At 74.1% G+C, this 14,907-nt stretch carries 11 protein-coding genes; 3 read left to right on the top strand and 8 right to left on the bottom strand.

Translation table 11 applies throughout. The features are described 5' to 3' along the window. Positions 1-14: 14 nt before the first annotated feature. From EF918_RS09525 to EF918_RS09500, 6 genes are all read right to left on the bottom strand, one after another. Positions 15-1,541, bottom strand: coding sequence for a patatin-like phospholipase family protein (locus EF918_RS09525; protein WP_125643728.1), 1,527 nt, complete (start codon positions 1,539-1,541; stop codon positions 15-17). Next, on the bottom strand, positions 1,538-3,241 hold the full coding sequence (locus EF918_RS09520; RefSeq protein ID WP_221889701.1) for a GMC oxidoreductase: 1,704 nt from the start codon (positions 3,239-3,241) through the stop codon (positions 1,538-1,540). The genes EF918_RS09525 and EF918_RS09520 overlap by 4 nt, the downstream gene beginning before the upstream one ends. 51 nt (positions 3,242-3,292) lie before the next feature. Further along, complete coding sequence (locus EF918_RS09515; protein ID WP_125643724.1) at positions 3,293-4,801, bottom strand: DUF4246 domain-containing protein; 1,509 nt, start codon at positions 4,799-4,801, stop codon at positions 3,293-3,295. A gap of 361 nt (positions 4,802-5,162) precedes the next feature. Beyond that, positions 5,163-7,763 carry a class III lanthionine synthetase LanKC gene (gene lanKC, locus EF918_RS09510; RefSeq protein WP_125643722.1) on the bottom strand — a complete coding sequence of 867 codons (2,601 nt, stop codon included), beginning with the start codon at positions 7,761-7,763 and terminating at the stop codon, positions 5,163-5,165. A 93-nt stretch (positions 7,764-7,856) separates the two neighbouring features. Next, on the bottom strand, positions 7,857-9,380 hold the full coding sequence (locus EF918_RS09505; RefSeq protein WP_125643720.1) for an aldehyde dehydrogenase family protein: 1,524 nt from the start codon (positions 9,378-9,380) through the stop codon (positions 7,857-7,859). Between the two features lie 54 nt (positions 9,381-9,434). Next, the gene (locus EF918_RS09500) at positions 9,435-10,862 is read right to left on the bottom strand and encodes a GAF domain-containing protein (protein WP_221889700.1); all 1,428 of its coding nucleotides are present in this window, start codon (positions 10,860-10,862) and stop codon (positions 9,435-9,437) included. A gap of 203 nt (positions 10,863-11,065) precedes the next feature. Here EF918_RS09500 and EF918_RS09495 point away from each other — a divergent pair, with 203 nt between their 5' ends. Both EF918_RS09495 and EF918_RS09490 read left to right on the top strand, forming a co-directional pair. After that, the gene (locus EF918_RS09495; protein ID WP_125643718.1) at positions 11,066-11,248 is read left to right on the top strand and encodes a hypothetical protein; all 183 of its coding nucleotides are present in this window, start codon (positions 11,066-11,068) and stop codon (positions 11,246-11,248) included. Positions 11,249-11,455: 207 nt separating this feature from the next. Beyond that, on the top strand, positions 11,456-11,983 hold the full coding sequence (locus EF918_RS09490; RefSeq protein WP_125643755.1) for an MOSC domain-containing protein: 528 nt from the start codon (positions 11,456-11,458) through the stop codon (positions 11,981-11,983). 145 nt (positions 11,984-12,128) lie between these two features. Here EF918_RS09490 and EF918_RS09485 read toward each other — a convergent pair whose 3' ends face one another. After that, entirely contained in the window at positions 12,129-12,908 is a 780-nt protein-coding gene (locus EF918_RS09485) for a hypothetical protein (RefSeq protein WP_125643716.1), read from the bottom strand. Between the two features lie 186 nt (positions 12,909-13,094). Continuing rightward, on the bottom strand, positions 13,095-13,703 hold the full coding sequence (locus EF918_RS09480) for a class I SAM-dependent methyltransferase (RefSeq protein ID WP_125643714.1): 609 nt from the start codon (positions 13,701-13,703) through the stop codon (positions 13,095-13,097). A gap of 180 nt (positions 13,704-13,883) precedes the next feature. Here EF918_RS09480 and EF918_RS09475 point away from each other — a divergent pair, with 180 nt between their 5' ends. After that, positions 13,884-14,750, top strand: coding sequence for an MHYT domain-containing protein (locus tag EF918_RS09475; protein WP_125643711.1), 867 nt, complete (start codon positions 13,884-13,886; stop codon positions 14,748-14,750). The last annotated feature ends 157 nt before the right edge of the window (positions 14,751-14,907 follow it).

Genomic DNA, 14,907 nt, shown 5'->3' with positions numbered 1-14,907 from the left:
GGGCCCGGGTGGTGTCACAGCGGTGACCAGGGCAGGACGTCCTGCGCGTACACGTCCCACAGTTTGCCGGCGAAGAACTGCCCGAAGCGCCCCAGCGTGGTGATCCTGCCCGGCAGGGTAGCCGCTTCGACCCGGAAGGTGGTGAGCTGTTTGAGGAAGTCGGCGGGCCGGATGTGCACGGCTCCCGCGGCCACCTGCTCGGCCCCGGACTCGGCGTCGGCGTCGACATGGCCACGGAGGATGCGGGTGTGCAGGACGGAGGTGTCCTTCCAGACACCGCGGCGGGAGTCCTCGTCGACGTCCTTGTGCCCGCTGAGCGTGAGCCGGTGGCCGGCCCGGTCGGAGAAGAACAGCCGGTAGCACATCTGCAGGTGGGCGGGGTCGGGTCGTTGCACGAAGAGCTGGAAGGTCCCTCGTTCGACGGGGAGGCGCCCGCCCAGTTCCTGGCAGACGATCTCGCCGCGCAGCGCGGCCTCGTGGTCGGGGTCGACGAGGAAGCGGTCCATGTCCGCGACCTCGACGGTCAGGTGCAAAACCAGGTCGGCGGTCGCCGCGCCGCCCTGCCCGGGGGACGGTTCCTCGGTCGCGTGCGCGCCGAAGGCGACCCGGCCGACCATCCGTTCGGAGAACCGCAGGCGGGCGGGGCGGTCGGTGCCGGGACGGTCCTCAAGGGGGACGGGCCGCCACGGGATCCCCTGGGCCGTGCACCACCGGCGGGCGTGGTGCACCCCGAGCTCCACGGCCTGGGCGAAGCGGTCCCGGCCGACATTGATCAGGTAGTTCAGCGGGACCTCGGCGCTCAGCAGCCGGACGTCGATCACGCGCCCGAACTCTCCCCGGCCCCCCTCGCGCTCGGCGGCGTTGCTGGCCTCGATCCGGCGCAGCCAGTGCTGCAACTGGCCGTTGGCCGCAGCCTCGATGATCTGGAAGTAGTGGGCGACGAAGCCGTCCCGCCAGCGGCCCCGCCGACTGACCGTCCAGACGATCCACAGTTCGTCGCAGCCGCGCCGGATCGCCTCCTCGACGTTTCCGTCGGTGAGGTAGACCGGGTCGATGTACGTCTTCCCGTCGAGGACGACCGACGGGAACCACATGGGCAGCGCCACCCCGGCGCAGAGGCGGTCCTCGTCCATCCGGGAGGCCGGCACCGGCTCCAGCTCGTTGGAGGTGAAGTCGTAGAGGTTGAAGGTGGCTTCGCGGTCGGTGGCCCGGATCTTCTCCCAGTCCAGCCCCCAGCCGGGGAAGACGTGGCGCCGGTATCCGTCCATGGTGAACAGGGACCGGGCGTACGGGCCCTTCGGCAGTTCGCGCCAGTTCGGGGAGACGCCCTTGAGCGGGGAGAGGGTGCGCCAGTTGTCGGCGATCCGGCGCCCGGACATCCCCTGGCAGTACATCGCCAGGTTGAACACGCCCCCACTGGCGCCGTCGACGTGGTCGAACCGCAGCTCGGCCTCGTCGAGCAGCACCTGGAGGACGCCCGCCTGGAAGGCCACCTTCAGCCCGCCACCGGCGAGGACGAGGGATCTGCGCGGGGTCGTCATGAGGGCCTCGTGGGGTTGCGCCGGTGGTCCTCGACGATGCGCTCGGCCGAGCGGTCCGCCAGCGCCGCGATCGTGAGGGAGGGATTGGGGCCCACGGGCCCCGGCAGGACCGAGCCGTCGGCGATCGACAGCCCCGGACAGCCGTACACCCGCCCGAAGGGGTCCACCACGCCCTCGCGGGCGGTGCGCCCCATCGGCGCGCCCCCCACGGGGTGCACGGTGATCAGGCGGTTGAGCCACCACAGGGGGTTCGAGGCGTAGCCCCCGCCCAGGCTGTGCGACACGCGCTGCATGGTCGCGTTCATCTGGCGGAAGTACCGGTCGGAGGCGGCCGGCCGCCAGTCGAGGTCCAGGTGACCGTCCCGCAGGAACATCCGGCCGTCGGGGACGTCCCGGCCCATCCCGAGCAGCGGCATGGACGTCGCCGTGAGCAGCCCCTTGCCCAGGGCCTCGCCCACCTGCCGGCCCACCCGGCTCTTGGCGGTCCGGGTCAGCTGCGACCAGCCCCGCCGCAGCAGGAACCGGCCGACCCGGTGGGACAGGGTGAGGACGTTGTGCTCGACGAGCCAGTTGAGGAACTCCGGGTATCCGGCGTCCTCGATGTAGAAGCCCCGGACGGGGGCGTCGCCGTCCTCCCTGCGGTCCATGAACATCGCACTCGTGATGACCGGGCCGAAGCTCGGTTCGAGCAGGCGCGGGACCGTTTCCCCGGGCCGGTCCGGGTGCGGCCGGCGGGCCTTGAACACCATGCCGAGGAAGTCGCCGTTCCCGGAGAAGCGGCTGCCCAGCGCCGGGCTCAGCCCGGGGAAGGCGCTGCGGTTGCGCAGCAGCAGGTAGCCGGTGCCCAGTGTTCCGGCGGACAGGACCAGCCGCCGGCTCCTGATCGTGCGCCGCACGGGCGGGGCATGCGGATCCCGGGGCTCCGCGCCCGGGCCCGGGTCGCCGTGTGCGACGTAGGAGACCAGGAAGCCCTGCGAGGTCCGCTCGAAGGAGCGGACCTCGCACAGGGTCCGGATCTCCGCCCCGAGCCGGTCGGCGGCGCTGAGGTAGGTGAAGTCCAGACTGTTCTTGCTGCCGGAGTTGCAGCCCACGTCGCACTCGCCGACGAGCCGGCAGGTGGTGCGGGGGCTGTGGTGCAGGTTGTCCTCGCCGCCCTCGATGGGCGCGCCCGGCACGGGCGGGTCCCCGAAGGAGACCGCCAGCAGCGGGAGCTCCCACGGCAGCCCCAGCCGGGCGGCCGCCTCCTGCATCGCGAGGGTCTTGGGCGTGTCCCGGTACGGCGCCACCTCGAACGGGTAGCGCTGCGCCCCCATCATGCGCTCGACGCGGTCGTAGTGCGGATCGAGCTCGGCGCGGGTGACCGGCCAGTTCTCGTACCCGCCGTCGAACGCCTCGTGCACGAACCAGCTCTCCGGCTTGCGGATCAGCACGTTCGCGTAGATCAGCGATCCGCCGCCCAGCCCGCTGCACACCAGCGCGTCGAGCTTCGAGAAGCTCCACAGGTCGTACATCCCGTACAGCCGGGAGTCCGGGTCCCAGAAGTTCTTCGCGGCTTCATGGGGGTCGCGGGGGAAGGATCCCGGCGGGAACGGCTTCCCCCGCTCCAGGAGGCACACCCGCAGTCCGGCCTCGGCCAGCCGGAACGCGGTGACGGACCCGCCGAACCCCGACCCGACGACGACGACGTCGAAATCGTCCACACCCCCCATGGTTCACTCGCACCCGACCCTCCGCACCCGGAGGGCGGACGCTCAGTGCTCGCAGAGGGAGAACTCCCGCTCGTAGAGCTGCTCGTTGTGCTCGTCCACGAAGAACTTGCGCTCCTGCATGAGCTGCTCCCGGTAGGCCTTCGCCTGCTCCAGCGTCATGGTCGACGTCGGCGCCCACGGCTGCTGCGGCGGCACGTCGGACGTCGAGACGATCCGCTCCTCCGGGTCGACCAGGAAGAACGCGAGGATCTTGCGGTGCCCGGGGCGGGTGGCGTCGGCGAGGCGGAACGGCCCCACCCGGTGCTGCAGCGCGTTCGGGAACGCCAGGCAGCGGCCCGCCGGGGTCGACGCGGAGCCCAGCACCTGGTTCAGCGCGTCCTCGTCCTCCAGCCCGTACACCTCCCGCACCCCCTGGTCGTCGTTCTGCTCGTAGTCCAGGTCGTCGAGGGCCGCCCGGAAGCTCAGCCGGCTCTCGGTGATGTTCTCGCTGTCCCAGTAGTACAGGCCGGTCGAGACGATCCGCTCGTTCAGCATGCCCTCGACGTGCCAGGAACCGCCGGCGTACTCCGGCTTCTCCGGCGTGAGGTGGATCGTGGCGAGCTTGACGATGACCTGGAGACGGCGGCCGCGCAGGTCGACCCGGCCGGATGCGTCGGGCACCTCGGGCGGGGTGAAGACCGGGGCGTCCGGGACGACCGGCCGGCGGTTCTCCCACCAGCCCTCGTAGGCCTGCTCCCACACCCGGCGGGCCTCCTTGTAGGCCGCGTCGTCGCTGTAGGAGGACCTGGCCGGATACTCCGGCTCCGCGTCGTACCACCCGTAAGGATCGGCCTCGATGCGCAGCGGCCTCGGGTGGCGCAGATCGGTGAGGACGTTCTCCAGCAGGGGCAGCATGCGGGCGAACAGCTCCGGCAGGACGGCGGCCAGGGCGCCGTGCCGTTCGGGGTGCACGTTGTTGACGTACGAACGGAAGGCCACGGCGCCGTCGTCACTGACGTCGACCTCCGTGGGCAGCCACTGGAACTTCTCCGAGAACTCGTGCCGGGCATAGGACTTCGTCGGATTCCGCCAGGCCTCCTCGGGCCCGCCACTGGCCTCCCTCACCAGGCAGAACAGCGAGGGGTGCACCAGGTCCAGCACCTGTCCGTCGGACCCGGGATGCCAGTCCCGCTCCGCTTCGGGGACCTCCTCCAGCACCCGCACCGCCTCACGCAGCCGGTCCCTGAGCCCGTCGTCGACCAGCGCGTCCGACTGCCACACCCCGTCGACGGCGGACACCTCGATCCCGGTCCGGGCGTCCCGCAGCGCGGCGTAGTGCGCGAGTTCGGCCAGCACGTACCGGATCTGCGCCTCGGTCAGTCCCTGGTCGAGTGCCTCCTGCGTCCAGCGTGCGACGATGCCGGCGTCCTCGAACTTGTCGAACCACCCCGGCTTGGCCCGCAGTTGGGCACTGCACTGGATCATGGCGAGCTCCCGCAGCGTCCGGGGTGTAGCGAACGCCGGGGAGCGGGACGACTGGAAGGGCAGCGGGTAGGCGAACGAGCCGGTCAAGGGTCCTGTTCCTCCTGGTCGGTGGGCGGTGACCGGAAGCGTACGTGAGCGGTCCGACAACGCAGCGACGGGGAGGAAGCGGAACGGAACCGGTGGCAGGGCCACCGGTTCCGCCCGCACGGGTGCCGGCTCGTTACATCGGCTCGGGGAAGATGTCGCTGATGCTCCAGGCGACGCTGAAGCAGGGCGGGAAGGCCTGGGTGTCCTGCTCGGTCTCCAGGGCCTGGAGCGCGAGGATCTGGCTCATGGGTGATCTCCTCTTCGGTCGGGTGTGGATCGGTCGGTCCTTGCATACCCGGGCACGGGGCCGGTCGCCGTCGGGCCCGGGGGTTCGGGGGAAGCACGTCGCGGTGAGGCGACGTCAGGCGGCCGCCGGGAGCCGGGGACGCGCCTGCTGAGGCTCCGTCAGGAGCGGGCCGTCCAGCAGGCGGTGCAGGGCCAGCAGGACCCCGGCACCGCCGCTGGACAGGTCGGCGGTGAACCGCTGCGAACCCGCTCCGAGGAAGCGGACACCGCCGCGGTACGGGACGGCGTACTTCAGCAGGCCGGTCGCGGCGCGCACGGCGTCCGCGCGGGCGGCGTCCGTGCCGGTGAGCGCGGCGTGCTCGGTCAGGAACCAGCTCAGTCCGGCCAGCCCCCGGTACAGCCCCGCCTCCTTCGTGGCGCACGAGACCCGGATGCCCGCGACCAGTCGCGGCAGCGCCGCGGCGCAGCGCTCGTCCGGCGCGGTGGCCACGTAGCGGGTGAGGACCGCCGCGAGACCGGCCGCGCCCGTGGCCAGGTACGGCATGGCACGGGTCAGCCGCGCGTCGTCGGAGAGGGACAGGGCGCCGTCGTCCAGGGCGAAGGTCCGGTCCAGCTCCTGGTGGAGCAGCAGGCGGCCCGCCTCCAGGAACCGGGGCTCGCCGGTCTCGCGGGCCAGGCGGTGCAGGAACAGGGCGACCCCCGAGCGTCCGTGCAGCAGGCCGCGGGCGTCGTGCTCACCGAGCGTCGCCGGCAGGTCGGGGGCGCCCAGCAGGGCCTGCCCCGCGGCCGCGGCCCGCTCCAGGTGGCTGCTCTCGCCGGTCAGCCGGTGCAGGGCGAGCCAGCCCAGTCCCACCCCGGCCCGTCCACCGGCCAGCGTGCCGCAGGCGGCGGTGAGCGGGTGGCCGTCGGCGTCCCCGAGCAGGTCGAGGGCCTCGTCCAGCCGGCCGGTGTCGGCCAGCACCCGGGCGATGCCCGCCGAGCCGACGAGCAGGCCCGGCGGCAGGGCGTCGCGCAGCGCCAGCGCGTCGTGGCGCAGCCGTTCGCGGATCTCCTCCGGCACCGCGGCCCCGGCCCGGTGCAGGGCGTGCACCACCCCGGCCGTGCCGTAGGCCAGGCAGACGGAGTTGGTCCGGAACGCCTCGGGCGAGGGCGGGAAGACCCACTCCGGCCGGCCGGCGTCGGCCATCTCCAGCAGGCCCGTCGCCACCTGCCCCGCCAGCCGGGCGAGGCAGCCGCGCGGATCGCCGTCCACCTCCGCGGGGGAGGGCGGGCGCGCGGCGTCGCCCTCGCCCGTCGCCGGGTCCTGGGCCCGGTGGAAGGCGGTCGCCCGCTGCCACAGGTCCTGCGGCGGTGCCACGTCCGCCAGATCGTGGCGCAGCAGCGCGAGGTTGGCGGGTGCGTGCTCGGCGATCTCGTTGAACGGCGCCACGAAGGCGAGCGCGACCGCCGACGCGCCGTACCGGTCCTGCAGCAGCGGATCGGGGTCGGCCCGGCGCAGCCCGGGCGGCGGCGTGAACCCCGGGGTGCCCATCCCGGACGGGGCCGCGGACAGCGCCGAGGCCGCCTCGAAGTCCACCAGCCGGACCCCGCCCGAGGGCGTGACCAGGACGTTGCCCAGGCTGAGGTCCCCGAACCGGTGGCCGGCGGCGTGCAGCCGCTCCAGCGCGGCGTCCAGCGCGGCCAGCAGCCGCCGGCACGCCCCGTAGTACGCGGCGACGGACTCGGCGGTGCGGTCGGCGCGGGCCAGCGGGGAGGACCGGCTCAGCCAGCTCACCAACGGCTGCCCCACGACGTACTCGGTGACCAGGAAGTCGTGCTCCCACTCGGTGAAGTGCTCCAGCGGCTCCGGACCCACCCCGGGGGCGGCCCCGTGCAGCGCGCGCAGCACCTCGTGCTCGTGCCGCAGCCGCTGCTGCGCGTCGGTCCCGTCGAAGACCAGGCCGTTGTGGGCGCGGGCCTCCTTGAGGAAGACGGTGCGGCCGGTCCGCCGGTCGCGGGCCTGGTAGGCGCCGCCGGCGTTGCTCAGGCGCACCGCTCGGGTCACCTCGTAGTCGCGGATCAGGATCGGGCCCGCGTGCGCCGGCTCCTCCTGCTCCACGAAGGGGTCCGTGATCCCCGCGGGCAGCTGGAAGGCGGGCAGCCGCGCGTCCACGACCAGGCGGCCGGAGCCGTCGCGCACCAGCCCCTCCCGGGTGCCGTCGGCCCGGAGCCGGCTGTGGGCACCGTCGAAGGAGCCGTAGCGGTAGTGGACCGTCCGCGAGTCACGGAAGCGCCGGTCGGTGAGGACGTACGGCCCCTCCTCGCCGTTGAGCGCCTCACGCAGGCGTTCGAGCAGCCGGCGGGCGGTCGCGGTGTCCGGCGGGTAGACGGCGCAGAACTTGCCCGCCTGGGCCCGCGCGGCGTGCTTGTGATGCAGGAACAGGAAGAACAGCCGGGCACTGAGGTGCTTGAACGGCACGCCCTCGGCGAAGCAGATCCGCGCGACCGTGTCGAGCACGTGCTGCGCCCGCTCCAGCCGCGCCGACACATGGATCTTCCACCCTTGCCCGACGAGCCCGGCATCTGCACCGCCCCAGACGGTCCAGATGCCCTGGCCGGATCCCCGCAGCCCGGCCGGCACCTCACTGGGGGCGAAGCGCGGCCCGGGGTCGGCCACGGAGGTCAGTGGCAGGTAGTACTCCCGGTCCGCGAGCGCCTCGCCGAAGCCTTCGAGCACGGGATCTCCTCACAGGGTGGTGGTGGGCCGCCCCCAAGATCCCCCGCGCCACCGGCCGGGACCGGCAGCCGGGGAGGCGGTTGGGCGGCGGTGTCAGAAGAGCCCGACCTTCTTCGGGGAGTAGCTGCAGAGGATGTTCTTCGTCTGCTGGTAGTGCTCCAGCATCATCCGGTGGCCCTCGCGGCCGATGCCCGACTGCTTGTAGCCGCCGAAGGCCGCGTGGGCCGGGTACGCGTGGTAGGTGTTCTGCCAGACGCGGCCCGCCTGGATGGCGCGGCCCGCGCGGTAGGCCGTGTTCACGTCGCGGGTCCAGACGCCCGCGCCCAGACCGTACGCGGTGTCGTTGGCGATGCGGATCGCGTCGTCGAAGTCCTCGAACGAGGTCACCGAGACGACCGGGCCGAAGATCTCCTCTCGGAAGATCCGCATCCGGTTGTCGCCCTCGAAGACGGTCGGCTGGACGTAGTAGCCGCCCGCCAACTCGCCGTCCAGCTCCTGGCGGTGGCCGCCCGTCAGGATCTTCGCGCCCTCCTGCCGGCCGATCTCCAGGTACGACAGGATCTTCTTGAGCTGCTCCTCCGACGCCTGGGCGCCGATCATCGTGTCCGTGTCCAGCGGGTGGCCCGGCACGATCAGCTCCGTACGGGCCACGGCCGCGTCCAGGAAGTCGCCGTAGCGGCCGCGTTCGACGAGGGCGCGCGAGGGGCAGGTGCACACCTCGCCCTGGTTCAGGGCGAACATCGCGAAGCCTTCGAGGGCCTTGTCCCGCAGCTCGTCGTCGACGGCCCAGATGTCGTCGAAGAACAGGTTCGGGCTCTTGCCGCCCAGTTCGAGCGTGACCGGCTTGAGGTTCTCCGCGGCGTACCGCATGATCAGCCGCCCGGTGGCGGTCTCCCCGGTGAACGCGATCTTCGCCACCCGCGGACTCGACGCCAGCGGCTTGCCCGCCTCCTCGCCGAAGCCGTTGACCACGTTCACCACGCCCGGCGGCAGCAGGTCGGCCACCAGACCCAGCCAGTAGTGCACCGAGGCCGGAGTCTGCTCGGCCGGCTTGAGCACCACCGTGTTGCCGGCCGCCAGCGCCGGGGCCAGCTTCCACGCGGCCATCAGGAGCGGGAAGTTCCACGGGATGATCTGCGCCACCACGCCCAGCGGCTCGTGGAAGTGGTAGGCGACCGTGTCCTCGTCCAGTTCGCTCAGGCTGCCCTCCTGGGCACGCAGCGCGCCCGCGAAGTAGCGGAAGTGGTCCACGGCCAACGGCAGGTCGGCGGCCAGCGTCTCCCGGATCGGCTTGCCGTTCTCCCAGGTCTCCGCGACCGCCAGCGCCTCCAGGTGCTGCTCGGTCCGGTCGGCGATGCGCAGCAGCACCGCCGCCCGCTCGGCGGCCGAGGTCCTGCCCCACCCGGGCGCCGCCGCGTGCGCGGCGTCGAGGGCCCGCTCCACGTCCTCCGCCGTGCCACGCGCGACCTCCGTGAACACCTGGCCGTTGACGGGGGAGGGGTTGGCGAACCACTGCCCGCGCACCGGGTCCACGTACGCGCCGCCGATGAAGTGCCCGTACCGGGGCGCGTAGGCCATGAGGGCGCCCTCGGTGCCGGGTGCCGCGTAACGGGTCATGTGTCCTCCCCTGACCGGGCGCCGTCCGCCGTCGGACGACGTGCGGTGGCGAGGTTAGGAGGGGGCGCGTTGCGGATACGTTGCCTGCCACCGGTACGCACCCGGGCGCGGGCACGGCGCCGGGCCGGCGGTAGCCGGCTCGGGGGCGGCCGCGGGCCCGGACGCCGCCGCCGGCCCGGGGGCGGCCTGCCCGGGCGACGCCGCCGGCGCGCAGGACCGCGTGTCACGCCTGGCGCCCAGTTCCGCGTCCAGCGCCCGTACGCGGGCCAGCGCGGCCGGGCGGCCCTCCGGGGGCAGGGCGTCGGCCAGGGCCTGCCAGGCCGCCGGATCGTCCTCGCCCCAGGGGCTGCACACCCAGTCGGCCAGCAGCCCGGCGTCGGCCCGGGCGATCACGGCGGCCCGTGCCGCGTCCTCGATCCGGTGCCGCAGCCGTACGACGGCCGGCGCCGTGGAACCGGGCAGCAGCGGGCCTCCGTACCCGGTGAGCGCGGCCGGGACCGCGCCCATGGCCAGCCGGCGGGTCACGGCGGCGAAGTCCGCCCGGAGCGGCGCCACCGTGCGGTAGGGCCGCGAGAGCAGGACGCCCGGACCGAGCAGGGTCCGCAGGCGGGACATCTCGGCCCGCAGGGTCACCGGGGCGACCGCCTCGTCCTCGTAGAGCGCGATCGCCAGCTCCTCCCCGGACCAGCCCTCGGGCCGGTGCGCGAGCAGCGCCATGATCTCGCTGTGCCGCCGGCCGAGCCGCAGCCGCCGCCCTCCCAGCACCAGCAGCGCCTCGTCCCGGCCCAGCGCGTGCAAGGTGCCGTGGGCCGGTGGCGGGGCCGGTTCCAGGAGTGCGAGCTGGGCCTCGGCGGCCCGGGCCACGGCCTGGACGAACGCCAGCGAGTGCGGGTGCGCGAGTCCGTCACCCCCCGTGATGTCCACGGCCCCCAGCAGCTGGCCCGTCCGCGGGTCCCGTAACGGGGCCGCGGCGCAGGTCCAGGGGTGCACCCGGCGGCTGAAGTGCTCCGGGCCGAAGACCTGGACGGGCGCGCCCACGGCCATCGCCGTGCCGGGCGCGTTGGTCCCCATCGCGGACTCCGCCCAGCGGGCGCCCGGGACGAAACCGAGGCCCTCGGCGCGGGTCAGGGTCCCGGAGTCGCCCTCGACCCACAGCAGGCTGCCGCGGGCGTCGCAGACCGCGAGCAGGTGCTCCTGGTGGGCGGCGTAGCTCCCCACCAGCTCCCGGAACACGGGCAGCACCCGGGCCAGCGGGTGCTCCTCCCGGTACTCGTGCAGGTCCGGGGCGGTCAGCTCGATCCGGGCCGTGGAGTCGGGGCTGATCCGGGCCCGGGCGCAGCGCCGCCACGACTGCGCGATGACCGAACGCACCCGGGGCTGGACCCGTCCGTGCCGGGTGAACGCGTCGTGCGCCCCGCGCAGTTCCCGGGTCCGCACGGCCGGGTCGACCCCGTCCGGCAGCGCCACCGACGGACCGGTCATGTCGCCCTCCCCTGTATCACCTGTCCGCCGCGCGGAACGCCCCGCCTCCAGCGGGTGTCGAGCCATCGTCGTCGGGGCACCGGGCCGCGACAAGCGTTCCTTCGGCCGGGAACGACGGGTGGATCCGGCCGGGAACGCACGGCCGGATCCACGCGTTGGCAGGGGTGAGGGCCGAGGTGGCGGCAGGAGGAGGTGTCCGTACGATGTCGACGAGCGGAAAGATCGCCGCGGCGGGAGTCGTGGTAGCGCTGGTGCTGTTCTGGACGGTCGGGTTCTGGCCGGGGCTGCTGGTCCTGGTCGGCGTTCCCCTGGCCGCGTACCTGCTGCTGGACCCGTCCCAGCGGCGCCGGCTCCGCGGTGTCTCACGGAAGCAGATAGGCCGCTAGCGCGCGGCAGCGACAGGGGGACGGACGCGGATGGGTCTGGGTACGGGGACCGGCAGCGGTTCGGGCGCGCCCGTGGGCAGGGGCAGGGGCGTCGGCGCGGGTGCGGGCAGCGGCGGCCCGGGTGCAGGGCAGGGCGCGGGCGTGGGTACGGACCGTGGTGCGGACGGCGGAGCCGGAGCCGGCCGGCGCGCGGACGGGGCCCGGGTCCTGGCCGTGAGCAGCAACGGCGCGTACTCCTTCACCAAGCCCACCCGCGAGAGCATCACGCTGCTCGCGGGGCTGGGCGTGGAGGGCGACGTCCACGCGGGCGTCACCGTCAAGCACCGCTCGCGCGTCGCCCAGGACCCCACGCAGCCGAACCTCCGCCAGGTGCACCTGATCCACCACGAGCTGTTCGAGGAGGTCGGCGGGGCCGGCTTCACGGTGGCCCCGGGCCAGCTCGGGGAGAACGTGACCACGGTCGGCATCGACCTGCTGTCCCTGCCCACCGGCACGCTGCTGCGCCTCGGCGAGGAAGCAGTCGTCGAGATCACCGGCCTGCGCAACCCCTGCCTCCAGATCGACGCCTTCCAGGACGGCCTGCTCAAGCAGATGGTCGGGCGCGAGGAGGACGGCCGGATCGTCCGCAAGGCCGGGATCATGGGCGTGGTCCGACAGGGCGGCACCGTCCGCCCCGGCGACCCGATCACGGTCACCCTGCCCGCCGAGCCGCACGTACCGCTGGCCCGCGTCTGACCCACCCGGGGGCTGCGACCCGTGCCGCGCCACCGGCTCAAGCCCCCTGGCGCCCCGCCCCGCGAGGCCCGGCCCCGCCCCGGCCTGGCCCCGACGAGGTCCAGGCCGGCTTCGGCCCGGCTTCGGCCCCCGACCCCGCCCCGGTTCAGGCCGGGCGTACCGCGACGCCGTCCAGGGCCGTCAGCAGGCCCGGCAGGTCCGCGTCGCCCTCCCGCGGCACGGGAATCACCGTGCTCGGTGCCTCGTCCAGCAGGACGAAGGCGATGTCGTCGGTCCGGGCCACCAGGGACCAGCCGGGCCCGTCCGCCCGGAGCAGCCGGGACTCGTCCCCGGCGAACGACGACCGCACCCGGCCCGGCGGAGGCGGTTCCTCCGCGTACGCCCGGGCCTCGGCCAGCGCCCGTTCGAGCCCCGTGTGCGCCACCGCGGCGGGCGGCCCGGCGGCCACGAACCGCTCCCGCCACTCGCCCCACTGCTGCGCGATCTGGTCCGCACCGATCCGCCGCTGCACCGGCCCCCAGACGTCGGCGGACGGCGGGGCCAGCGGCACCCGCCCGGTCCCGTCCGCGCCCTGTTCCGGATCGTGCGGCTCCGGTACCCCCGGCGCGGCCACCGCCAGTGCGAGCGGCCAGCCGGCCAGCGACACGACGATGCTGCGCTCGTCGGGGGAGAGGTCGTACTCCATCCCGCAGTCCCAGGAGGCGATGGCGATCGCGACCAGCGAGACGTCGTCCACGACCACCGTCCACCGGGCGCCGTCCTCGTCCTGGCCCAGGACCAGCCCGTACCCCTCCGCCACCGGGTCCACGCCGAGCTGCGCGCACGCTTCGGGATAGTCGTCACCGAGGACGCTCGGGAACTGCGCCGGGGTCAGCAGTACGGCGGACAGCACGTACAGCGAACCGCCGGCCTCCTCATCGGACACGGGACCTCCTGGTGCACTCTCGTCGGCGCACCCTAACCAGCCGGTAACCCGCACGTCGAGAGGCGGCGGGGGCGGATTTCCCGGCCCGCCACCTGCACGAAGAGTGGGGGGGCCGCCACGGACGGTCCGCACGCCGCCCCGCAGAAGCCCGCGACGCCGTCGTGGGCACCACCCGCGTCGGACCCGTCAGGCGCGGGGTGCCGCGCGTACGGCCAGGGCGAGGAAGCGGGCGTCCTCGTCGGCGTACGAGGTCAGCTCCCAGCCCGAACCGGCCAGCAGCGGCCGGAGGTTGGACTCGGCCCGCAGGTCGTCGGGGGTGAGCTGCCGTCCGTGGCGCGCCGCGAGCGCGGCGCGCCCGACCGGGTGGAACAGCGCCAGCCGGCCGCCGGGCCGGGTCACCCGGGCCAACTCCCGCAGGTTGGCGGGCGGATCGGCCAGGTGCGAGATCAGGCCGGCGCCGAACACCGCATCGAGGCAGCCGTCGCGCAGCGGCAGCCGCCCCACGTCGGTGAGCAGCAGGGCCCCGGCCCGGTCCCGGCCGGCCCGGACCGCCTCCGCGAGCATCTGCGGGGTGAGGTCGGCCCCGACGACCGTCCCCGCCGGGCCCACCGCCTCGCGCAGCGGCGGCAGGGCCCGGCCCGTACCGCAGCCCGCGTCCAGGACCCGGTCGCCGGGGTGCAGCCCGAGCTCCGCGACGGCGACGGCGTAGGCGGGGCCGTCGTCCGGGAACTTGCCGTCCCAGTCCGCGGCGCGGGCGCCGAAGAACTCCTGCACACGTGTGGGGTCGTCGCTCATGCGCCCATGATCCCGCATGCGCCCGGGCCGGGCGGCGGGAACCTCACGGGACATCCCGGACATCGGATGCCACGGCGTGCGCCCGGAAGCGTCGGACTCGAACGTCTGCCTGTCATATTCCAACAGCTTTCGAAATGCGCCCCTTGTTCGCGCCCTCACCCGGACTAGCGTCCCTGGGCCATGGGACACCTGGACCACGCCGCCTACGGCTGGCTGACCCCCGTACTGTCGTACGTGATGGCATCGCTGGGCGCCGCCCTCGGGCTGCGCTGCACCGTCCGCGCGCTCGCCGCGACCGGACCCTCCCGCCGCAACTGGCTCGTCACCGCGGCCTCCGCCATCGGCACCGGGATCTGGACGATGCACTTCGTCGCGATGCTCGGCTTCCACGTCACCGGCACCGAGATCCACTACGACGTGCCGCTGACCGTCCTCAGCCTGTTCGTCGCCGTGGTGGTGGTCGGCGCCGGGGTGTTCGCCGTCGGCTACGGGCCGAGCCGGGGGCGCGCCCTGTTCCTCGGCGGCCTCACCACCGGCCTCGGCGTCGCGAGCATGCACTACCTCGGCATGGCCGCACTGCGGTTGCACGGCCGGATCACGTACGACCCACTCATGGTCGGGCTGTCCGTGGTCATCGCCGTGGTCGCGGCCACGGCGGCGCTGTGGGCCGCGCTGAACATCAGGTCCCCGGCCGCGGTGGCCGTCGCCTCGCTGGTCATGGGCGCGGCCGTGAGCAGCATGCACTACACGGGCATGCTGTCCGTGGCCGTCCGCGTCACTCCCTCCGACGCCGCCCTCCCGGGCGCCACGGCCCTGCAGTTCATCTTCCCGCTGGCGGTCGGCCTCGGCTCGTACCTGTTCATCACCTCGGCCTTCGTGGCCCTCTCGCCGACGGCGGACGAACGCGCCGCCTCAGCCTCGGCCCACCGCCTCACCGTCACCACCACCCAGGCCTCCTCGGCCGGCTCCGGCCGGACCACCGGCCCAGGCGGGGGCGTGGCAGGGGGCTCCGCCCCGGGCGCACCCACGAACCCGGCCCCGGCCTGACCCCTCGGCAGGCCTCCCACCACCGAAGCCCGGCCACACCGACCCCTGGCACCGCCGTCCACACCGCCCGCGGGCCTCCGGCCCCTCGCCCCTCGCCCCTCGCCCTTCGCCCTTCGCCCCTCCGTCGACCACCACCGTCCCTGCCGTCGACCACCAC

This window comes from Streptomyces sp. WAC06614, from assembly GCF_003949795.1.
In the GTDB taxonomy this organism is placed as follows: Bacteria; Actinomycetota; Actinomycetes; order Streptomycetales; family Streptomycetaceae; genus Streptomyces.
The sequence above is the reverse complement of the archived record's forward strand: the minus strand, read 5'-3'. Positions and strand labels throughout refer to the sequence as shown.